Origin of the sequence: Nonomuraea salmonea, assembly GCF_042428605.1 — a bacterium.
Taxonomy (GTDB): Bacteria; Actinomycetota; Actinomycetes; order Streptosporangiales; family Streptosporangiaceae; genus Nonomuraea; species Nonomuraea salmonea.
This window is the reverse complement of record NZ_JBHMCF010000013.1, coordinates 97990-118514: the sequence shown is the minus strand read 5'-3', so window position 1 is coordinate 118514 and position 20525 is coordinate 97990. Positions and strand designations below refer to the sequence as shown.

22 protein-coding genes and 1 pseudogene are annotated in these 20525 nt (G+C 69.6%); 11 read left to right on the top strand and 12 right to left on the bottom strand.

Going from position 1 to position 20525, the window contains the following annotated elements:
• Window positions 1–107: 107 nt before the first annotated feature.
• Entirely contained in the window at window positions 108–2195 is a 2088-nt protein-coding gene (locus tag ACFFR3_RS18470; protein WP_345390994.1) for a sensor histidine kinase, read from the top strand.
• Window positions 2196–2253: 58 nt separating this feature from the next.
• Here ACFFR3_RS18470 and ACFFR3_RS18465 read toward each other — a convergent pair whose 3' ends face one another.
• Window positions 2254–3867 (bottom strand): cellulase family glycosylhydrolase, encoded by a 1614-nt coding sequence (locus ACFFR3_RS18465; RefSeq protein ID WP_379483512.1) that lies wholly within the window; start codon window positions 3865–3867, stop codon window positions 2254–2256.
• A gap of 93 nt (window positions 3868–3960) precedes the next feature.
• Complete coding sequence (locus ACFFR3_RS18460) at window positions 3961–4671, bottom strand: TetR/AcrR family transcriptional regulator (protein WP_364377363.1); 711 nt, start codon at window positions 4669–4671, stop codon at window positions 3961–3963.
• A 120-nt stretch (window positions 4672–4791) separates the two neighbouring features.
• On the opposite strand from ACFFR3_RS18460, the gene ACFFR3_RS18455 reads away from it, so the two are divergent.
• Genes ACFFR3_RS18455 through ACFFR3_RS18440 form a run of 4 tightly spaced genes read left to right on the top strand, consistent with a single transcriptional unit; the run spans window position 4792 to window position 9015 of the window.
• Entirely contained in the window at window positions 4792–5271 is a 480-nt protein-coding gene (locus tag ACFFR3_RS18455; protein ID WP_345409412.1) for a (2Fe-2S)-binding protein, read from the top strand.
• Window positions 5268–6257 (top strand): FAD binding domain-containing protein, encoded by a 990-nt coding sequence (locus ACFFR3_RS18450; RefSeq protein ID WP_379483511.1) that lies wholly within the window; start codon window positions 5268–5270, stop codon window positions 6255–6257. Before ACFFR3_RS18455 ends, ACFFR3_RS18450 begins: the two co-directional genes overlap by 4 nt.
• The gene (locus ACFFR3_RS18445; protein WP_379483510.1) at window positions 6254–8500 is read left to right on the top strand and encodes a xanthine dehydrogenase family protein molybdopterin-binding subunit; all 2247 of its coding nucleotides are present in this window, start codon (window positions 6254–6256) and stop codon (window positions 8498–8500) included. The genes ACFFR3_RS18450 and ACFFR3_RS18445 overlap by 4 nt, the downstream gene beginning before the upstream one ends.
• Window positions 8501–8556: 56 nt before the next feature.
• On the top strand, window positions 8557–9015 hold the full coding sequence (locus tag ACFFR3_RS18440; protein ID WP_364377357.1) for a nuclear transport factor 2 family protein: 459 nt from the start codon (window positions 8557–8559) through the stop codon (window positions 9013–9015).
• Between the two features lie 47 nt (window positions 9016–9062).
• On the opposite strand, the gene ACFFR3_RS18435 is transcribed toward ACFFR3_RS18440, so the two are convergent.
• Window positions 9063–9596, bottom strand: a complete 534-nt coding sequence (locus ACFFR3_RS18435; RefSeq protein WP_364377355.1) for a hypothetical protein — start codon at window positions 9594–9596, stop codon at window positions 9063–9065.
• 148 nt (window positions 9597–9744) lie between these two features.
• Window positions 9745–10353, bottom strand: a complete 609-nt coding sequence (locus ACFFR3_RS18430) for a mycothiol-dependent nitroreductase Rv2466c family protein (RefSeq protein ID WP_379483543.1) — start codon at window positions 10351–10353, stop codon at window positions 9745–9747.
• 16 nt (window positions 10354–10369) lie between these two features.
• Between ACFFR3_RS18430 and ACFFR3_RS18425 the strand changes: the two genes are divergently transcribed.
• On the top strand, window positions 10370–11122 hold the full coding sequence (locus ACFFR3_RS18425; protein WP_379483509.1) for a DUF429 domain-containing protein: 753 nt from the start codon (window positions 10370–10372) through the stop codon (window positions 11120–11122).
• 2 nt (window positions 11123–11124) lie between these two features.
• Here ACFFR3_RS18425 and ACFFR3_RS18420 read toward each other — a convergent pair whose 3' ends face one another.
• From ACFFR3_RS18420 to ACFFR3_RS18405, 4 genes are all read right to left on the bottom strand, one after another.
• Window positions 11125–11427, bottom strand: a complete 303-nt coding sequence (locus tag ACFFR3_RS18420; protein WP_379483508.1) for a hypothetical protein — start codon at window positions 11425–11427, stop codon at window positions 11125–11127.
• On the bottom strand, window positions 11424–12290 hold the full coding sequence (locus ACFFR3_RS18415) for a hypothetical protein (protein ID WP_379483507.1): 867 nt from the start codon (window positions 12288–12290) through the stop codon (window positions 11424–11426). The genes ACFFR3_RS18420 and ACFFR3_RS18415 overlap by 4 nt, the downstream gene beginning before the upstream one ends.
• 252 nt (window positions 12291–12542) lie before the next feature.
• Window positions 12543–12689, bottom strand: coding sequence for a hypothetical protein (locus ACFFR3_RS18410; RefSeq protein ID WP_345390970.1), 147 nt, complete (start codon window positions 12687–12689; stop codon window positions 12543–12545).
• 128 nt (window positions 12690–12817) lie between these two features.
• Window positions 12818–13000, bottom strand: coding sequence for a hypothetical protein (locus ACFFR3_RS18405; RefSeq protein WP_345390967.1), 183 nt, complete (start codon window positions 12998–13000; stop codon window positions 12818–12820).
• Window positions 13001–13166: 166 nt separating this feature from the next.
• Between ACFFR3_RS18405 and ACFFR3_RS18400 the strand changes: the two genes are divergently transcribed.
• Together ACFFR3_RS18400 and ACFFR3_RS18395 are read left to right on the top strand one after the other, a co-directional pair.
• Window positions 13167–13418 (top strand): GntR family transcriptional regulator, encoded by a 252-nt coding sequence (locus tag ACFFR3_RS18400; RefSeq protein WP_345390964.1) that lies wholly within the window; start codon window positions 13167–13169, stop codon window positions 13416–13418.
• Window positions 13419–15187: 1769 nt separating this feature from the next.
• A pseudogene (locus ACFFR3_RS18395) lies at window positions 15188–15823 on the top strand (DUF6551 family protein); the annotation flags it as partial.
• A 13-nt stretch (window positions 15824–15836) separates the two neighbouring features.
• Here ACFFR3_RS18395 and ACFFR3_RS18390 read toward each other — a convergent pair.
• Genes ACFFR3_RS18390 through ACFFR3_RS18380 form a run of 3 tightly spaced genes read right to left on the bottom strand, consistent with a single transcriptional unit; the run spans window position 15837 to window position 17154 of the window.
• The gene (locus ACFFR3_RS18390; protein WP_379483506.1) at window positions 15837–16292 is read right to left on the bottom strand and encodes a DUF397 domain-containing protein; all 456 of its coding nucleotides are present in this window, start codon (window positions 16290–16292) and stop codon (window positions 15837–15839) included.
• Window positions 16190–16870 carry a DUF5753 domain-containing protein gene (locus tag ACFFR3_RS18385; RefSeq protein WP_379483505.1) on the bottom strand — a complete coding sequence of 227 codons (681 nt, stop codon included), beginning with the start codon at window positions 16868–16870 and terminating at the stop codon, window positions 16190–16192. The genes ACFFR3_RS18390 and ACFFR3_RS18385 overlap by 103 nt, the downstream gene beginning before the upstream one ends.
• Window positions 16871–16917: 47 nt before the next feature.
• Window positions 16918–17154: a helix-turn-helix domain-containing protein gene (locus tag ACFFR3_RS18380; protein ID WP_379483504.1), complete on the bottom strand. Its 237-nt coding sequence runs from the start codon at window positions 17152–17154 to the stop codon at window positions 16918–16920.
• Window positions 17155–17267: 113 nt separating this feature from the next.
• On the opposite strand from ACFFR3_RS18380, the gene ACFFR3_RS18375 reads away from it, so the two are divergent.
• A complete protein-coding gene (locus ACFFR3_RS18375; RefSeq protein ID WP_379483503.1) occupies window positions 17268–17786 on the top strand; it encodes an ATP-binding protein in 519 nt (172 codons plus the stop codon).
• Window positions 17787–17973: 187 nt separating this feature from the next.
• Here ACFFR3_RS18375 and ACFFR3_RS18370 read toward each other — a convergent pair whose 3' ends face one another.
• The gene (locus ACFFR3_RS18370) at window positions 17974–18666 is read right to left on the bottom strand and encodes a FadR/GntR family transcriptional regulator (RefSeq protein ID WP_379483502.1); all 693 of its coding nucleotides are present in this window, start codon (window positions 18664–18666) and stop codon (window positions 17974–17976) included.
• 64 nt (window positions 18667–18730) lie between these two features.
• On the opposite strand from ACFFR3_RS18370, the gene ACFFR3_RS18365 reads away from it, so the two are divergent.
• Both ACFFR3_RS18365 and ACFFR3_RS18360 read left to right on the top strand, forming a co-directional pair.
• On the top strand, window positions 18731–19564 hold the full coding sequence (locus tag ACFFR3_RS18365; protein WP_379483501.1) for a dioxygenase family protein: 834 nt from the start codon (window positions 18731–18733) through the stop codon (window positions 19562–19564).
• On the top strand, window positions 19561–20418 hold the full coding sequence (locus ACFFR3_RS18360; RefSeq protein WP_364377325.1) for a fumarylacetoacetate hydrolase family protein: 858 nt from the start codon (window positions 19561–19563) through the stop codon (window positions 20416–20418). The genes ACFFR3_RS18365 and ACFFR3_RS18360 overlap by 4 nt, the downstream gene beginning before the upstream one ends.
• Window positions 20419–20525 lie beyond the last annotated feature (107 nt).

The following is a 20525-nucleotide window of genomic DNA, read 5'->3' as shown; positions in this document are numbered from 1 at the left end:
CGATCCGGTGCCGGACGAGACCACCGTGACGGTCCACCAACGCCTATATTGTCCTGGCTCCCGTGCGTTCGGCCGGGGCCAGGACAGATAGGCGGGCGGTGAACACGATGGCCGAACGTCCCGACGGTGAGATCGTGGAGGGGCGGCGGCTCACCGGCGGGGTGGTGTTCGCGGCCGTCCTGGCGGTGGCGTCGCCGCTGCTCGGCCTGCTCGCCATCCTCGTCCATCTCGGGCTGCCACCCGAGTGGACGCCGCCCGAGATGGCGAGCCCGCAGACCGCCGTCATCTTCACCTTCCCCGCCGTCGGCGCGTTCCTGCTCCACCACCGGCCCCAGCTCAACATGGCCTGGCTCATGGTCATCGGCGGGACGGCCGCCGGGGTCAGCGACCTGGCGAGGATGCTGATGTTCCGGGTCGCCGCCGACGGCGAGCTGTTGATGGCCGGCTGGTTACGGGTCCCCGCCCAGCTCGGCTGGGCGATCTGCGGCCTGACGCTGACCATGCTGCTGCCGCTCTACTCGCCCGACGGCCGCCTGCCGTCCAAGCGCTGGCGGCCGGTCCTGTGGCTGGGCGGTGCCGCGCTCGGGACCGCCACCGTGCGGGTCCTGATCAGGGTGACGCCGCCGCGCGAGGGCTACCCGTACCCCGAGGTCATCCCCAACCCGACGCAGGTGCCCGCGCTGGCGCCGTACCTGGACGTGGTGGACGTCGCGAGCTGGGTCGGCATCTACACCGCGATGGCGCTGGCGTGGCTGTCGATGGCGGTGCGCATGCGGCGCGCAGGGCCCGAGGTGCGGCGGCAGATCGGCTGGCCCATGTTCGCCTTCGCCGGGTACATCGTCTTCCTCATCGGGTCCGCGATCTGGCCCGCGCTGATCTGGCCGGCGGTCGCGTGGGCGGCGGCGATCCCGTTCGCGGTGGCGTTCTCCGTCATGCGGTACCGGCTCTACGGCATCGACACCGTGATCAGCCGGGCGTTCGTGGCGGCCGGGGTGGTCGCCGTGGTCAGCGCCGTCTACTTCGGCGCGGGCGCGCTGTCCGGGCTGCTCGTCTCCGGCTACCACCAGGTCGCCGGGGTGGCCGCCGCGCTGTTCGCCGGCGTCTTCTTCCACCCGCTGCGGCGGGCGCTCCAGCGGGCCGTGGACCGGCTCCTGTACGGCTCCGTCGGCGACCCCGCCGTGCTGGCCGCCCGGCTCACCCAGGCTGTCCGGCGCGGCGACCCGGCCGAGGCGCTGACCTCGGTGGTGAGCGTGCTGCGCGACGGGCTCGCGGTCGAGGGCGTCGCCGTCGAGGTGACCGACGGTGAGCCTCATTACGTCGAGAGCGGCCGGGTCGGGCCGTCGCCGCGCGAGGTGCCGCTGGTCTGGCACGGCACCCGGGTCGGGCGGCTGCTCGTCGGGCCGCCGGGGCCGCGCCGCTTCCCGGCCGCGCACAACGACCGGGTGCTGGGCACGCTCACGCCGTACGCCGCCGACGTCGCCCAAGCCGTACGCATGGCGGCCGACCTGCAGCGCTCCCGCGAGCGCATCCTGACCGCCCGTGAGGAGGAGCGCCGCCGGCTGCGCCGCGACCTGCACGACGGGCTCGGCCAGAGCCTGTCGGCCATGGCGATGACCGTGAACATGGCCCGCCTCACGCTCAAATCCTCTCCCGAGGCGGCGGGCGAGCTGCTGCGGGAGCTGTCCACCGGCATGGGCGCCGTCACCCAGGACGTCAAGGAGCTGGTGTACGGCCTGCGCCCGCCCGCCCTCGACGACCTCGGCCTGGCCGGCGCCCTCCACGGCCTCGCCGGCGGCCCCCAGCCCGAGGCGGTGGACGGCGGCGCCGGTTCGTCCCCCGAGGTCAGGGTGGAGGTCGAAGGCGGCCTGGACGACCTGCCCGCCGCCGTCGAGGTGGCGGTCTATCGGATCGTCCAGGAGTCCCTGACGAACATCCGCCGCCACGCCGAGGCGTCCACGGCACGCATCAGCGTCCAACGCGAGGAAGGCCGCCTGCGCGTCCTGATCACCGACGACGGCCAGGGCCTCCCAGAAACGCCCCGCACCGGCGTCGGCCTCGGCTCGATGCGCGAACGCGCCGCGGAACTGGGCGGCGTCTGCGTCGTGACGAGCGAGCCAGGCACCGGCACCCGCGTGGACGTCACCCTCCCGCTGCTCGCCACCTCGCCCGGCCGAAGAACCCCCTCGGTTTCCTGATCCGGTCGGGGCCCGCCCTTCCCTGGGCCCTGGGCAGGGCGGGTCCTCTTTCCACCTGTCAGGAGGCGGTGCAGGTGTAGCTGGAGACGGTGGCGGTGTTGCCGGTGGGGCGGGTCACCTGGAAGCCGAAGCTGGTCGAGCCGCCCGCGCTCAGGGTGCCGTTGTAGGCGGCGTTCCTGGCCGTGACCGTCTGGCCGCTCACCGAGACCGAGGCGTTCCACGAGCCGGCCAGGGAGTGGCCGGCGGGCAGGGTGAAGGTGACGGTCCAGCCGGTGATGCCGGAGGTGCCGCCGTTGGTGACGGTGACCGGCTGCACCACGTACCCGCCGCTCCACTGGGTCTGGACGGTGCCGGCGGCGGTGCAGCCGCCGCCGTCGCCGCCGCCCGAGGTGGTGGTGAAGGTGGCGGCCGGCGAGTTGCCCGACTGGTTGCCCGCGCCGTCGCGGGCGCGGACGTACACCTGGTACTGCGTCGAGGGGCTCAGCCCGGTGAGCGTGACGGAGGTGGTGACGCTCTGCCCGAGCAGCGTGTCGTTGCCGCCCTGCTCCCGGTAGACGTCATAGCCGGCCAGCCCGGAGCCGCCCGAGTCGGTCGAGGCGGCCCAGGTGAGGGTGGCGCCGCTGGAGGTGATGGCAGCGGCGGATGGGGTGCCGGGCGTCGTGGGGGCGGTGGTGTCGGTGCCGCCACCGCCGAAGTACGTCGCCTCGCGCGAGGTCTGGCCGATGCCGTTGGCGCCGTTGAAGATGCGCTCCCCCCAGGAGGTCAGGCTGGCCGGGTCGAAGTCGTTCACCATGTCGAGGTATTCGACCCCGCCGCCGTTGCCGCTCCACGACCACCCGATGTAGCCGATGCCCCGCGACTGGGCCTGCGCCATGATCGTGTCCTCGTCGGGGTCGCCGTCGCTGTGGTTGTGGCCGAACTCGCCGATGACCAGCGGCAGCCCGGCGGTTCGGAAGGCGTCCAGGTACGCGGTGATCTCGGCGGCGGTGTCGTAGACGCCGTACATGTGGACGGAGAAGACCGTGTTGTCCTGTGGGTCGGCGTCGGCCACCCGCTGCGCGTTGTCGCGCATGACGAACTGCCAGTCCTGGCCCCAGTTGGGCGCGTCCACCATCAGCAGGTGCTGGAAGCCGAGACCGCGCATCCGGGTGATGGCGTCGACGGTGGCGGAGGTCCAGGACGAGGGGTTGTTGTTGCCGATCGGCTCGTTGCCGATGTTGACGATGATGAAGTCCTCGGTGCCGGTGAGCGCGCTCTTGACGCTGTTCCAGTAGTCGACGGCCTGGTCCAGCGTGTACGCGCCGCTCTGCTCGCCATAGCCGGTGGTGTCGTGGTTTTCGAGCACGCATATTAACCGGTTCTGCCGGCACAGCGAAACGATGGTGGCGACGTCGGAGGCGCCGTTGGCCGGCCACCGGCCGCCGCTCAGCACCACCCGTACGGTGTTGGCGCGCAGCGCCTTGATGTGCGCGAAGGCGCCCGTCTGGCCCGTGTACCAGGTGTGGGCGTGGCTGACGCCGCGCATGACGAACGCGTTCCCGTTGGCCTCGACGATCCTGGTGCCGCTGACCCGGAGCCCGGCGGCGGCGTGCGCCGGCGCGGCGGGGAGGATCAGCATCGTGAGGAGGAGCGACAGGAGCGCCGCCACGGCGGCCCCGAGTCGTGTGCTCATGGAGGGGTGCCCTTCTCTGTTAACCGGTTAGGTCGGCGGGCACACATGGTCCGCGCAAATCACGCCGATGTACAGGAAGAGCGGGCGGGGCGGTCAGGAATGCCTGGATCGAGGTGAAACTTTCACCTCGGGCGGCTCGTCGCGCAGCGCCGGCAGGCCCAGCGCGATCGCCGTCAGTGCGCGGGTGAGCATGGGCTCCATCTGGGGGCAGGCGGCGGCCAGCTCGGGGTCCTCGGCGTAGACCTGGACGAGAGCGGGCGGCGGGTTGGCGGCCGGGTAGAGCATCCCGGCCAGCCCGCAGGCGGCCCCCACCAGTTCGCCGCCCTCGCGCGCGGTCAGCCCGGCGACGGGGGCCACCTGCGCGCCCAGCTCGGCGGTGACCCCGATCGCCGTCCGCTTGTACATGCGGGCCGCCGAGACGGAGACGTTGTGCTCCAGGCTGTTGGACGAGTGGCTCATCAGGTCGCAGAACAGCGGCCGCTCGACCAGCGTGCCGGTCAGCACGCCCACCACCCGCCGCACGCCCTCCGCCTGGCCGGCAGGCTCGTCGTGAAGGGCCGCGGCCACGGCGTCGGCCCACGAGCGCCACTCCTCGGCGAGCAGCTCCAGATAGATCTCCTCGCGGGTGCCGAAATAGCGCACGATGTTGGACTTCGCCAGCCCGACGGCGTCGGCGACCGCGCCGAGGCTGACGTTGCGCACCCCCGAGGTGCGGGCGAGCTCGCGAGCGGCGGCGAGGATCGCCTCGCGCCGCTGCTGCTTGTGCTCGGGCCTCCTGGCCCGGCGAAACGCCGCCCTTGTCATGTCGTCAGCAGCATAACGCGCATAGATAACAGAACGCCGGTCTCTTGTTAGGTGAACGACGTTCTGTTAACGTCACCCCCATATCCGCCATGGGAGGACTCTCGAGTGACCGAGATACGGATGAAGGTGAACGGCGACGTCGTGGCCCTCGACGTCGAGCCGTGGGTGAGCCTGCTCGACGCGCTGCGCGACCGGATCGGCCTGACCGGCCCCAAGAAGGGCTGCGACCAGGGGGCCTGTGGCGCGTGCACGGTGCTGGACGGCAACATGCGGATCAATTCCTGCCTGGCCCTGGCCGTCCAGTACGACGGTCACGAGATCACCACCATCGAGGGCGTGGACCACCCGCTCCAGGAGGCGTTCGTCCGCCACGACGGCCTCCAGTGCGGCTACTGCACGCCGGGCCAGATCTGCTCGGCGATCGGCATGCTGGCCGAGCACGCGGCCGGGCAGCCCAGCGCGGTCACGGGCGAGGCGGCCGGACAGCGGCTGTCGGAGCCCGAGGTCAGGGAACGGATGAGCGGCAACCTGTGCCGCTGCGGCGCCTACAACGGCATCGTGGACGCGATCATGGACGTCGTGGGGGAGGCCGGACGATGAGGCCGTTCGCGTACGTCAAGCCCGCCGACGTCGAGGCCGCCGTGCTGGCCGCCTCGACCGAGCCGAGAACCCGTTTCATCGGCGGCGGCACCAACCTCGTCGACCTCATGCGCGAGGGCATCGAGCGGCCCGACACCGTCGTGGACGTCACGGGCCTGCCGCTCGACACCATCGAGGAGCTCCCCGACGGCGGCCTGCGTGTCGGCGCGCTCGTCCGCAACAGCGTGCTGGCCGCCGACCGGCGGGTCCGCGCCCGCTACCCGGTGCTGTCGCAGGCGCTGCTCGCCGGGGCCTCGGCGCAGCTGCGCAACATGGCCACCGTCGGCGGCAACCTGCTCCAGCGCACCCGCTGCCCGTACTTCTACGACACTGACGCCGCCTGCAACAAGCGCGAGCGCGGCGCCGGCTGCGACGCGCTCGACGGGTTCAACCGCGGCTCGGCGATCCTCGGCGTGAGCGACCACTGCATCGCCACGCACCCGTCCGACATGGCCGTGGCGCTCGCCGCGCTGGACGCCGTCATCGAGGTACGCGGCCTCGACGGCACCCGCCGCGTCCCCCTGACAGACCTCCACCGCCTGCCCGGCGACACCCCCGACGTCGAGACCGACCTGGCTCACGGCGAGCTGATCACCGCGGTCGAGATCCCCGCGTTAGCCGCCCCCTCCCGCTACCGCAAGGTCCGCGACCGCGCCTCGTACGCCTTCGCACTGGTCTCCGTCGCGGCGGCGCTCGACGTCCGCGACGGCGTGATCGCCGAGGCCCGGCTGGCGCTCGGCGGCGTCGCCACCAAGCCCTGGCGGGCCAGGGAGGCCGAACGCCTCCTGGCCGGAGGCCCCGCCGACGAGGACGCCTTCGGCCGCGCCGCCGACGCCGAGCTGGCGGCGGCCACCGTACGGCCGGCCAACGCGTTCAAGTCCGGCCTGGCCCGCGCCACGATCGTGGCCACGCTGCGCGAGCTGAGCACCGAAGGGACCGCCCGATGACGACGTTCGCCCCTCCCGAGACCCGCACCCCCTACGTCGGCCGGGCCGTGGACCGCATCGACGGCGCCGCCAAGACCCACGGCGAGGCCCGCTTCGCCGCCGAGCACTCCTACCCCGGGCTGGCGCACGCCGCGCTCGTGCACTCCACGATCGCGCGCGGCCGCATCACCGCCATCGACACCGCCGCCGCCCGCGCGGTGCCCGGCGTGATCGAGGTGCTCACCCACGAGAACGCGCCCGCCATGAAGCCCGCCAAGGGCGGCCCGCTCGACCTCAGCTCGATGGTCTCCGGCACCTCGGTCAACTACCTCGCCACCGACCAGGTGCACTGGAACGGCCAGCCGGTGGCCGTCGTGGTGGCCGAGACGCAGGAGACCGCCAGGCACGCGGCCCGGCTGGTGCGGTCGGCGTACGAGGAGCTGCCCGCGGCGGTGGACTTCGCCGCCGAGGCGCCGAACGCCGTACCCGTCAAAGGCAACCCGATCATGCAGCACGGCGCCGAGAAGGGCGACGCGGAGGCGGCGCTGGCCGCCGCGCCGGTCTCGGTGGACCTGACGTTCAGCACGCCCGCCCTGAACCACAACGCGATCGAGCCGCACGCCACCACCGCCGTCTGGAACGGCGACGAGCTGACCGTGCACGAGAGCACCCAGAGCATCGCCTTCCTGCGCAGGCACCTGGCCAAGCGGTTCGGGGTGCCGGAGGGGAACGTGCGGGTGCTGTCGCCGTACGTGGGCGGCGGGTTCGGCGGCAAGGGTTCGGTCTGGGCGGGCACGCTGCTCGCCGTCCTGGCCGCCCGCGCGACCGGCCGTCCCGTACGCCTCGCGCTCACCCGCGAGGCCGTCTACCGGGCCGTCGGCGGGCGCACCCCCAGCACGCAGCGGGTCGCGCTGGGCGCCGACGCCCACGGACGGCTGACCGCGCTCATCCACACCAGCGTGTCGCACACCAGCAGGATCGGCGGCAACGCCGAGCCGATCACCGCGGCCTCCCGCCACCTGTACGCGGCCCCCAACATCCTGCTGCGCGAATCCTCGGTCCAGCTCGACCTGCTGGCCACCACGTTCATGCGGGCGCCAGGCGAGGCCATCGGCACGTTCGCGATCGAGTCGGCGATGGACGAGCTGGCCTGGCGGCTCGGCATGGACCCCATCGAGCTGCGCCTGGCCAACGAGCCGGAGCGCGACCCGGTGGGCGGGCAGGAGTTCTCGCACCGGCGGCTGCGTGAGCTGTACACGAAGGGGGCCGAGCTGTTCGGCTGGCACCGGCGCACGGAGGGCATGCGCGACGGCCGGCTGCTGGTCGGCATGGGCGTCGCCACCGCCTACCACCCGGCCGTCATGCTCCCCGCGAGCGTCACCGTGCGGCTGGCCGCCGACGGCACCGTGGTCGTGCGCTGCGGGCTGCAGGAGATGGGCATGGGCGCGGCGACCGCGCAGGCCCAGATCGCGGCCGACGAGCTGGGGGTGCCGCTGGAGTCGGTACGCGTCGAGTACGGCGACTCCGACCTCCCGCCCGCCCCCATGGCGGGCGGCTCGACCCAGACCGCGAGCGTGGGCGCCGGCGTGGTGGCCGCGTGCGCCAAGATCAAGCAGACGGTGCTCGCCCTGGCCCGCCGCGCGCCCGGCTCGCCGCTGCGCGGCCACCGGCTCGCCGACCTCCAGGCCCGCGACGGGGGGCTGCACCACGCAGGGGGCGGGCAGACGTACGCCGACATCCTCGCCGCCGCCGGCCGCGACCACGTCGAGGGCGCCATCAAGCAGGGCATGCTCGGCTTCGTCGTGGGGATGCTGCGCGAGCGCCGCCGCTGGGTGAAGGCCGCCACCGGCGCGCACTTCTGCGAGGTGCGCGTCGACCCCGACACCATGGAGGTACGGGTCGCGCGCTGGCTCAGCGTCTTCGACATTGGCACCGTGGTCAACACCAGGACCGCCGAGAGCCAGATGCGCGGCGGCATCGTCATGGGCCTCGGCCTCGCGCTGACCGAGCAGACCCTGATCGACCCGCGCAACGGGCGGATCGTCAACCCCAGCCTGTCGGAGTACCACGTGCCGGTGCACGCCGACGTCCCGCGCCTGGAGGTGCACCACCTCGGCGACCCCGACCCCACCATGCCGCTCGGCATCGTCGGGGTCGGTGAGGTGGGCATCACCGGGGTCGCCGCGGCCGTCGGCAACGCCGTACGGCATGCCACCGGCACGCGCGTCCGCGACTTGCCGATCACCCTGGACAAGCTGATGTGAGCCGGTTTCCCTGGCGGGCGTGCCTAAGCTGATCTCAGCGATCTGAGGAGGCTCCCATGTCACGCCCGCCCTTCCCGCCGTTCACCGAGGAAAGCGCCCGCACCAAGGTGCAGGCCGCCGAGGACGCCTGGAACACCCGCGACCCGGAGAAGGTGGCCCTGGCCTACACCGAGGACACCGTCTGGCGTAACCGCGACGAGTTCCTGACCGGCCGCGCCGAGGTGGTCGCCTTCCTGCGCCGCAAGTGGGACAGGGAGCTGGACTACGCGCTGCGCAAGGAGCTGTGGGGGGTGCTCGGGAACCGGATCGCGGTGCGGTTCCAGTACGAGTCGCGGGATTCTTCCGGGCAGTGGTGGCGTAGCTACGGGAACGAGCAGTGGGAGTTCGACGAGTCGGGGCTGATGCGGCGCAGGGAGGCCAGCATCAACGACGTGCCCATCTCGGAGCCGGAGCGGCGCATCTTCGGGGTCAGGGGCGAGGACGAGCGCGGCGTGGACGTGCTGCCGATCTTCTGACGCTCGGGCCGCTTGGGTCGGGCCGCTTCTGTCAGGGGCTCCGGCTATCAGGGGGTGCGGATCCACATCGGGTCGCCGTACCGCTGCTCGACGCCCTCACCCGGCACGAAGTCCGGCGCCGTGCCCAGCACGACCAGCCCCTGCACCTCCAGATACCGGATGAGGCCCGCCGCCACCGAGAACACCGTCTCCATCGAGCCGCACTCCGGCGGCATGTGCTGCTGCAGCACCGTCACCACGTCCTCCAGGCCGAACTCCGCCGGCAGCAGGTCCGCCACCTCCTTGACGAAGTCCTCCGTCACCCGGGCCCGCACCACCACCGCGGCCTGCCGGCCCTGCCCCGAGCCGTCGCAGTTGTGGCAGCCGTCGCTGTGGAAGGGGGCGATCGAGATCATGCCCGACCCCAGGCAGGTCACGCAGCGGCCCCACTCGGCCGCGTGCAGCGTCGCCGCCTCCCGGTCGGTCAGCGGGACGGCGCAGGAGCAGCGGTAGGAGTTGTAGGTGCCGGCGACGTAGTCGCGGTAGCCGATGAACTTGGGGGCATCGACCCATTCGGTGGTGATCACGTGCGGCTCGTTCATGAAACTTCTGTTCCTTCGGCTGGGGTGACCACAACATAGCCCCGGCACCGGCCCGAAATCACAGGATCGACCGAACCCATCACTTTCCGTAAGGCTCTGCCGGGCGGGTTTCGTAGGGCTTCGGCTGGCGAGGTTCGTAGGGCTCCGGTCAGCGAGGTTCGTAGGGCCTTGGCTGGCTGGGCAGGCCGCCCTTGAGCTCGTGGAAGCCAGGAGTGCCCGCGACCAGCAGCACCCCGTCCCAGAGCCGCCCCGCGTCCTCACCCGTCGGCACCTGGGAGATGACGGGCCCGAAGAACGCGGCCCGGCCGGTCACGGCCACGATCGGCGTACCGACCTGATTGCCCTCGACGTGGTGGAGCGCCGCGGCCGTCGAGGCCCGCAACTCGTCGTCGTAGTCGTGCCCCATCCCCGCATCGGCCAGGTCTTCGGGCAGGTTCGCCGTTTCCAGCGCCGTCTGCAGATCACCGAGCCAGTCACCTCCGCCCGTCGTCCACAGGGCTGTGTAGAACCTGCCCAGCGCCTCCTGCCCGTGCGTCCTGCGGACGGCCGCGCAGATGCGCGCCGGCACCCACAGGTACCCCGCCGGGTCCCCTTCCGGGTCGTCCTCCCGCCCCTCGTTGAGCACCGCCAGGCTCATCACATGCCACCGCACCTCGACCTCCCGCACCCGGCTCACCTCGACGAGCCACCGCGAGGTCAGCCAGGTGTACGGGCAGGACGGGTCGAACCACATGTCCGCGATCATCATGACCACCATCCTCGGGGTTACCTTCATGAGTGTGCTGACTGCGGGCGTGGACCTGGCCGCCGAACCCCCGCGTACCGCCGTGGCGTGGCTGGACTGGTCCCCGGGCCGAGCCCACCTCACCCGCCTCGACCTGGGCGCGGACGACGCGACCTGCCTCGAAGCCATGCTCACTGCGGACAAGACCGGCATCGACTGCCCCCTGGGCTGGCCTGCCCCGTTCATCGACTTCATCACCGCCCACCGCGCGGGGACCGTCAGGGTGCCACCTGGCGTACCCGGCCTGACCTGGCGCCGCGCCCTCACCCACCGCCTCACCGACCACGTCGTGCAGGCTCGGACCGGCCTCCGCCCCCTGAGCCCCTCAGCCGACCGCATAGGCCACACGACAATGCGCTGCGCCGCCCTCCTCGCCGCTCTGGCCGGTCAGGGTCACCCCGTGGACCGTCGCGGCACCGGCGCCGTGGTGGAGGTCTATCCGGCCGCCTGCCTGAAGCTCTGGAGCCTCCCGCACCAGGGCTACAAGCGCACCCGCAACCTGACCTCATTGGGCACTCTCGTGGACCGCCTGCGAGACTCGGCTCCCTGGCTTGATTTGGGCTCCTACGAAGCGCGATGCCGGGTTTCGGACGACGCCCTGGACGCCGTCATCTGCGCCCTGGCCGCCCGCGCCGCCGCCCTCGGCAGGACCACCACCCCCTCGCCTGAGGAGTCGCCCACGGCCGCCACGGAAGGCTGGATAGCCCTCCCCACCATCCCCCTCACCGATCTCGCGCCCTGACCTCAGCCGGCGGGGATCATCTCCAGCACCCGGATGCTCCCCACCTCCCCGCCGTACCAGAGCCGAAATTCGGCACCCGGCACGACATACCGCTGCGCGTCCTCGTACCAGAACTCCGCCTCACCCACGACCTCGCCGTCACCAGGCGCAAGGGAGACGGCACCGGCGACGTCCACCTCGACCCCCAGCAGGAGCGGCCGCCCGCTCTCATCCGTCCCGATCCGAGCCATGAGCGACCGCGTCGGCAACGGCATCGGTTGCCTGAGCCCCGGCACCCGCACCCCCACCCTCGCCCGCACCGTCATTTGAAGATCCTCACCAGCCTGACCAGCTTCACCAGCCCATTACGCAAGAAGTATGCGGGCCCTTCCCCGGCCGCCGCGATCGCCTCCGCCTTGGCCAGATGCCGCGCGTCGATCTCGGCCTGCGTGACGACGTACGTCCCCCATCCCCGCTCCTGAGCCAGCTTCGCGAAGTTCTCCGCCTGCTCCCGCGTCGGAAAGAAGTACTTCCCCTCCAGCCCCTGGATGACCGTGTAAGCGCCCCTCTCCTCGACCGACTTGAGCTCCGCCTCGGTAATGGCCCGCCACAAGGGCACAACCCCCGCCGCCTCGAGCCCCGGCAACTCTGGCCCCGGCAGAGCCCCCTTGACCACCAGGAACTCTCGGCAGGAGGCCCCGAGATCGTCCCCTTCCCGCGCCCCCACGACGATGCAGATCTTCCCGCTGTACTGGCCATGCACCCCGTTGGTGATCCGCTGACAGGGAGGAACATCCATCGTCCCGGTCACCGCCACCGTCTCCGGCGGAACGGTCGGATCCAGATAGGCCGGAAGCGTCACCCGCTGATAAGCCGTGAACGACACATGGCTCTGAACCCAGTACTCGATCCGGAACCGCGCCACCGACACGGTCTCCTCAAGCCGCCGACTCCCCAGCAACCCGGTAAGCGTCACCCGCCCGCCTACGGAGGCCGCGATCACCTTCGGCGCCCGATCCCTCCGCAGCCCCTCAACGGAGCCCTGACCGTGCACTCCCTCGGGATAGGAGCTGTAGATCAGCGGCAGAGCCGCCACCGGCTCGTCGGCAGACAAGTTGTGCACCGCGAACGCCGACCCAGCAACCAACGCCACAAGCGCCGCGACAACCGACCCCAGCTTCCACTTCATGAAACACACTCCTCGACCTCAGGAGCGCGTACGGAAGCGGCACGGGACCAGGTTCGAAAGCCGACCAATTAGGCATGCCGGAACGGCCTGTGGAGCCGTGGCGGGGGGAGCGGCGGGCTTTGATGGTCGTGGAGCAGCTGGGCTCGGGTAGTCGGTGGAGCAGTTGGGCTCGGGTGGTCGGTGGAGCAGTGGGTTTTGGTGCCCGGTGGAGGCGATGGGGCCGGCTGACCGGCACCACCGCCCACCACCAGCTCACACGGCCTGACCGCCCAGGATCATCTCGAAGGTCCGCCGCGCAACGGCCACCAACGTCCAGGCTGTCTCATGCACGGCCCCTTGCTCCTGATCAGCCCGCCGCACGAACCCCTGCCCACCTGCGGTGCACAGCTCGTACGCCATGGCCTGACACCCACACGTGTGCGCGACAACCCGGACAACCGCCGCCCGAGACACCGGCTCGTACCAGGAGAGCTCGACCCGGTCGGGAAGCAGCGGCCCGACATGAGCTCCGTGATAGTCGGGAACGCTCAAAAGACCCGCCCCTCGAAGACCTCGACCAGATTCCGCAGCGCGGCCCCCACCCTCGCCATGACGATCCCCTGGACTTGATCGCTCTCTCGCGGCAGCCGATACCCGTGCCTCTCCAACACCTCCCGCACCTCGGCGGCGAGAAGGGGCGTGAACCGTACGTCTGTGATTGTGTTTCCCATGGGTCGGACCTCCTACGTCCGATCAAGGGCCTGTCTCGACGCTTGCCCCGTTGAGACAGGCCCGATTTGGCTTTCCAGCAGCGTACGCACAACACGTACAGCTCGTCCAGTACGTATAGCCCGTACCCAACGTAGGCCCCTAGCCATACGTCCTTAACGTGTTGATGTGACCATCGACCAGCTCGACCCCACCCCGATCTACGAGCAACTGGCCCGCATCATCAGGGACCGCATCACGGCCGGCGACCTGGAGGAGCGTCAGCTCGTACCCTCAGAAAGCTCCCTCCAGCAGGAGCACGGCATCGCCCGGGGTTCGGTACGTCGCGCCATGGAGGTGCTGCGGGAGGAGGGCTGGGTAGTCACCATCCAGGGCCGCGGCACCTTCGTCGCCCCAAAGGCCCGCTGGCCAAAGGACTGACGGCCGGCTGTGAGCCTGGAACGCCCCTCAGCCAAACGCCTCGGAGTGCAGGTCGTTCCAGGCGTAACCGCAGTCGGTCGAAGGCAGCCACTGGAAGGTATGCGGAACATCGACCTCCAGATCGCACACCGTTGCTCGACTGACCATGCGTAAAAGCCACGGCCTTCTACGTGCTCGCCATATCGGCCGCCTCCGGACCCGACGTGTGCGGCGCCTCACCGTCAAACCGCTCAGCAGCAGCGACGGGCCCGGTAGGCACCTTCACGCGACGCTCCATATGCGCGGCGTAACCAGCCCGTTCATGGCCACAGCTACGGCATCCCTCTCGGGCCGAGTCTGACGGGCGTCAACGAACGGCGTGATCAGCATGCCGCGGCCCACCGGGGTCAGCGCCTGACAAGGGCGACTCCGAATGCCGGCCCGAACGCACAGATGTTCTGAGTAGGCGCAGCGAGACGTTGCTCCGGCGTAGTCCATGTCGTGCAATGCTGAATACATTCTTGTGCGGAGAGGGGTTCGAATGGCGCGAGTGACGGAGTTCTTCAAAACTCAGCAGAGCGGGCGTCCGCATCCCACGGAGGTGGAGTGCGGATATCAGACCGTCTCGGGCCCTAGCGGCAGGTACCTACAGCTGAGTACGTACGGCTCGGATGGCAGACAGTCCGAGAAAAAGGTCAGCCAAACGTTGCAGCTCGATCGAGAGCGAGCAGCCATGCTGCTCAAGATCATCAAGGAAACCTTCCCGGATCTCGACTAAGCGGAGTTGCGGGGAGACGAGGGTCTATTCCTGCGAGCCCACGTAGCTACCTGCAGTGCATCGGCCGAGAGCCTGCTTAGGAGTGGTTCGTCAGTGCGGAAGGCCACCCTGTGATCGCTACTTTGGGTGACCTCATATATCCGTTTGGTGATGTAGCTCGTGGTGGTGTCCATGGGGCGTGCGTCGAGCCTGGTCGAGTGCTGGCGCCTCTTCCTCTGGTGCTGATGGATGTTATTTCTCTGTTATCAAACTATCGTCCCGGGTGGGCGCGGTAGTCAGGTGGCCCGCTGAGTTGGGGTAAGTGTAGCCGTGCAGGAGTGATCATAGGGGCGTTCACCTGGGATAACGGAGGCCGCGTTCACATAAGGTTCCGGCAATAGCGACCGTGTTCGACCGCTGAGATGACATGTCCTCTTGCAGCGCTCCGAGCGCTGATTAGTCAGCTCGGCCGTAGCGGAGTGGGGCCATAGCCTGGGAAAATACATCTGCCTTTCTGGTTCGCTGTGGGCGAGCATGGCTCGGTTGCCGTCTAAGTTGTCTCCACGCACAGAGGGCATTAGAGTGCGAGCTGCCAGAGCCTGAAGAGCGTTCGTGTGAACGCAGGACGGGCTTCCGCTGAGAACCCGTCTTGAGTAGGTCATAGATGCGACTCAACTCCTGGGCACTCTGGGGCAGCATCGGTGCAGCCGCAGTTGGTGTTGCGGTGAACCTGGCTACCGAATGGAAGTACAACGTCGTAGCCTGGCTTGCCGTGCTGGTTCTTGCTGTCGCGGTGGGCTGGATCGCCTCCATGGCAGGCGAAAGCGACAAGGGCGGGGCCGCAGGTCGGAGCAAGTCGGGGCATCCGGTGCTCCGGTGGGACGAGCAGTACGGGACGGCACGCCGAACGGTGTCAACGACTAGTGAGAAGGTCGCTACGCAATTCCTGAAGAGTGTCCCTCCTCCACTGGGCTCTTCAAGCGAGCCCCCTAGTGCAAAGTCCGGCAACCTCTAGCATGGAGGCCTCGCGCCAGTGGCTAAGTCTCGTTTCCAGTATGTTCTTCCGGACCACCACGTCGAGTATGGCGTCGAGGTGGAGATTGACACGCTGCAGGTCGACGCGGAAGCGCAGCGGCAGCTCAATCAAAAACGAGCACAGAGCATAGCTGACGGTCTGATCGTGGATGCCCTTGGCTCTATTGTGGTGTCCGAACGGGCCGACGGTACGCGCTATGTCGTCGACGGCATGCATCGCAAGGAAGCATGCAGGCTGCGAGGGCTGCGGACGATCAAGGCTGAGATTCACTATGGCCTAACTCAGCAGCAAGAGGCGACCCTCTTCCTCATCAAGAATCGGGAATCGGCAAAGGTCAGCACGCTGGACCAATATCGAGTTGGGCTGACGGCCGGAGATGAACTGTGCGTGAGCGTCGACCGGGTTCTGAAAGCCCACAACCTTGGCTTGGGCTCCAGCTCCACGAACAGCGTGGGCGCAGTGTCGGCGGTGTTGCGGATTACGAAACAGTACGGCTGGGAAGTGCTGGATCGAACCCTAAACGTGGTCGAGGCCGCCTGGGGTAGGGACAAGGAGTCCTGGGACGGTGTAATCCTCGGCGGAGTGGCGATGTTTCTTAGCCGCCATGGGGCTGAGATTGATGATGGTGACCTCGCGAAGCGCATGCTCAAACGAGGTCTAGCAGCTCGATGGCGATCCGAGGCGCTGACCAGGGCATCCAACGGTGGATATAACAACAGTGGCACCGGATCGCGTGAAAGCCAGTGCTACCAGATGGTGGTCGAATGCTGGAATAAAGGGCGTACCGCGTCCAAGCGAATCGGGTGAAGTACGTGACCTTGCGGCCGCGTAACCAGGGGTCGTTAGCGGCGGTAGTACGTATCGACCCTGCTTTGTTGGCGTCGGGCGCCAGCTGATGGGAGAAGTCGAACTCTCCTGCGCGGCCACCGTCCAGGAAAGCCTGCCACTCCGCCCTGGTGTAAACGATCACGGTGTCCCGCAGCCTGCTGCGGCGGACGGCTATTCGGCCGGAGCCGTCCTGGAGGGGGCCGGCCTCGACGCAGTTGCCACCGCCGTCCGCGCTGAAGGTGCTGATGTGCCAGGCGATCTCTGGGGTGGGCATGGGAGCGGCTCCGTCCTACGTGTCGGCGAGGATTTCGCGACGGTGGCGATCAGCTCCAGGGAGTCGTCCGGGCTGAGCGTGTCACGCCGTAGACGGTCGTATTTGAGCTTGAGCCGGTCGGCTTCCTCGCCCTCGACGTAGATCGCACCGGCCGGGGTCGGGACGTACGCCACCGGCGGGAACGGCGGCGGGAGCTGGAAGATGCGGAAGGAGCCGTCCGGGCTGGCGTGGGCGCCTGCGTCCAGAGGGATGACGCGGAGGTCGATGGTGGGGGCGCGGTCGGCGAGGTGAGTGAGCTGGTCGTGCATGGTGGCGGGGGTGCCGATCGGACGTCTCAGGACGTACGCGTCCAGAACGGTGGAGAAGTGGGGGCTGTCGGGCAGGATTTGCTGCCTGGGGCGGCGGAAGTCGATCCAGCGGGACACCTGCTCGTCGGTCGCGTCCGGGTCCTCGGCGCGGATGACGGCCTCCATGTACGCCTCGGTCTGGAGCAGGCCGGGGATCACCAGGGCGTCGAAGGACGTGATGCGCTCGGCCCGGGCCTCGAGCCAGCCGTAGTCCACGATGCCGTGGGACACGTCGCCCGAGTAGTCGTCCCACCAGCCGTTCTGCCAGACGTCGCGGCTCAGGCGGACCAGGCCGTCGCGCTCCTGGGGGTGGTGACGCCGTACAGGTCGAGGAGGGCCAGGACGCCGGGGGTGCGGGCCGGATAGAGACCGGCCTCGAAGCGGCTGACCGTGGACCCGTCGCGCTGGACGTACTCGCCGGCCTCCTTGAGCGTGAGGCCGGCGCGTTCGCGCAGATCCCGCAGCTGCTTGCCGAGCCACTGGGCTCGGAGCGTCCCCCCGCGCTTTCCGCTCATGCTCACCACCTCGATCGGCTGTCCCGAACGTTACACGCGCCGCCGCGCGCCTCCAGAGGTGTTCAAGCTTTCGCATTACAAACTTGCACAACGCGTGCCAGCCTCAAAGAGACGTGAGGCATCAACAGGCGGGGCGGGCGATGAACGGGATGGCGTGGCGTGGCGAGTTCCCCGGTGATCTCGCGCACTTGGGGGATGTTCGGCGGCTCACCAAGGCGCTGCTCCAGGACTCGCAGGTGCGGGACGACGCGATCATGTGCCTGATGGAGCTGGCCGCCAACGCGGTCCTGCACACCAGATCGGCTGACGGTGTCTTCACGGTCGGCATCTGGTCGGCGGGCGATGCTGTTGTCCGGGTGGCCGTCCAGGACGCCGGTGGCTGGGATGAACCTGTGGTGAGGTCCGGGCAGGAGGATCTGGCGGAAAGCGGGCGCGGGCTGGCCATTGTGATCGCGCTCGCCGAGCGGCTCGGAGTTGCGGGGGATGAGGACGGGCGGGTGGTGTGGGCCGATCTGTCGTGCGATCAGGGTGGCCCCTCGCCTTGGGATGGGGTCCCGCTGCTGGAGCCGACCTGTGCTCAGTGCCGGCCCATGGCGGGGCCGAAGATGATCTATACCACTGTCTCGAACTGAGGTCACCTGAACGGGGTCGGTTTGAGCTGACGGACGAGTTCGATGGTGATGGCTTGCTGGAGGATAAGGCCGCATTCCTGCAGCTCAGCCGTCACCTGCCTAGGGAGCGAGCGGGGAGGTGCACGCGCTTGCGAGGACTCCCGCAATGAGGACGGCCTTTTTCCATCCGTTCCATCCGCTCCCGCGGTCAGGGCCCGGGCCACGCTTCTTGGTGGCGTTTTACGGCGGTGGTGGTGCGGGCCGTGTCGCCGGATGCGATTGCTTCGACCAGTTCTGCGTGAACCTCAACGCGGTGGTGCAGGTAGGTGGTCGGGTCTGTGGTGGAGTCGGGGGTGGCGTTGTCGGACAGGTCGGCGATGCAGCGGGTCATTGTCAGGTATACCGCTTTGGCCAGGTGGTTCGGGGTTATGTCGGCGATGCGTTCATGCAAGGACCAGTTCGCGCGCATGAAGCGGCCTCTGTCAGCTGTTGCTCTTCTGAGCGCCGTGAGGTGCCGGCGGAGGGCGGTGATGTCCTGCTTTGTGCGGTGGCGGGCGGCGTCCAGGGCGATCAAGGGCTCCAAGGAGTCGCGTACGGCAATCGCGTCGGCCACCGTCGTCGGCAGCGAGCGGACCGAGAGCAGGGTGTGGCGGAGGCGGACGATCGGGTTGGGGGCGGCGACGAACAGGCCGCCGTTGCGGCCTGGGCGGATCTCCACCGTGCCGCGGTCGCTGAGCAGCCGGGCCGCCTCGCTGATCGTGGCGCGGCCGTAGCCCGACAGGTCGCGGAAGTGGTCCATGGTGCCGATCAGGTCGCCGGGGCCGAGGCCGCGGGCGTCGATCATGGACTCGATGTCGGTGGCGAGGGACTCGGCGCGGGTCGGAGGTGAACCGGAAAACACCCGAACCATTCTGGTCAATCGAGCGCGGCGGCGCTACGCTCCGGTCAACCCTTTGGAGGACTATGTGACCCCGCTGCTGCGACAGGTTCTGAGCCAGATCGACGGGCCCGATCCCCGGGTCAACGAGGTGGTCTCCGCGCTCGTCAAGCACCTGCACGCCTTCGTCGAGGAGGTGCGGCCCACCGAGCGCGAGTGGATCGCGGGGCTCGACTTCCTCATAGAGACCGGGCAGATGTGCACGCCGCATCGGAACGAGTTCATCCTGCTGTCCGACATGCTCGGTTTGACCAGCGCCGTGGACGACGTGAACAACGAGGGGCCCGAGGGCATGACGCCGTCCTCGGTGGAGGGGCCGTTCCACTCGCCCGCCCCCGAGCGGGAGCTTGGCGCGTGGATCAGTGCCGGGCCCGAGCGGGAGCGCGGGACGACGACCGTGGTGCAGGGGCGGGTGCTCGACTGCGACGGCACGCCGCTGCCCGGCGCCGTGGTGGACGTGTGGCAGGCCAACGACACCGGCCTGTACGACACCCAGGACGACAACCAGGACCTCGGCAACCTGCGCGGCCTGTTCACCACGGACGCGGATGGGCGCTACTGGTTCCGTACGATCCGGCCGAGCAGCTACCCCGTGCCCACCGACGGCACCGCCGGGCGGCTGCTGCGGGCTGTCGGGCGGCACCCCATGCGGCCCGCGCACTTCCACTACCGGGTCACCGCCCCCGGATACCGGCCGTTGACCACGCACGTCTTCCTCGCCGGTGACCCCTATCTGGGCTCCGACGCGGCGTACGCGGTGAAGGACGCGCTGGTGCGCGAGCCGGTGCGGCGTGCGGACGGGTGCGAGGAGATCACGTTCGACATCAAGCTGGTCCCGCTGGACTGGAAGGAGGGGCAGTGAGGCTCGTCGGTGTCCGCGTCCGCGGGGACGACGTCGTACGGGTCGCGCGGCTCGACGGCGACACGGTGACGCTGCTCGCCGAGGTGAACGAGTTCTGGGCCGACGCGCGCAGCCTGGTCGCCAAGGTGGCGGGCATCAGGGAGGGGCTGCGGCTGGCCGACGGCAACGTGACGCTCTCCACGGAGGCCGTGACGTTCGTGCCGCCGGTGCCGCCGTCCGCGCGGGTGATCTGCGTGGGATTGAACTATCGGGCGCACGCGGCCGAGGGCTCCTTTGAGGTGCCTGAGCATCCGACGTTGTTCGGGCGGTGGACGGCTTCGCTGAGCGTGGGCGGGGTGCCGGTCGCGGTGCCGGCCGGTGAGGCGGGGCTGGACTGGGAGGGGGAGGTGGCGGCGTACGTGGCCGAGCCGGTGCGCGACGCCGACCCCACGACCGCGCTGAAGGCCGTGCTCGGCTACTCCACCTTCAACGACCTGACCGCGCGCCGCGCCCAGAAGCTCACCAGCCAGTGGACCTTGGGCAAGAACGCCGACCGCAGCGGCCCCCTGGGGCCGATCGTGACCGCCGACGAGGTGGGGGATCTGCGGGACGGGCTGCGGGTGCGTACCAGAGTGAACGGGACTCTTGTCCAGGACGGCAACACCCGCGACATGATCTTCGGCGTCGGCGAGGTGCTGTCGCTGATCAGCCGCACGCTCACGCTCAACCCCGGCGACGTCGTCGCCACCGGCACCCCCGACGGCGTCGGATACGTGCGCACCCCGCCCTGGTTGCTGCAGCCCGGTGACGTGGTGGAGGTCGAGATCGACCGGCTCGGCGTGCTTCGTACTCCCGTCACGGCCACCCTTCCCTGACCGCGCGCGCCCGGCGTGCGAGGCCGGGCGCGCGGCGGCCGTTTAAGCGGTGGGAAACTGTCGGACCCCGGTGATACACATCAGGTCCGCGTAAGCTCACCACACCG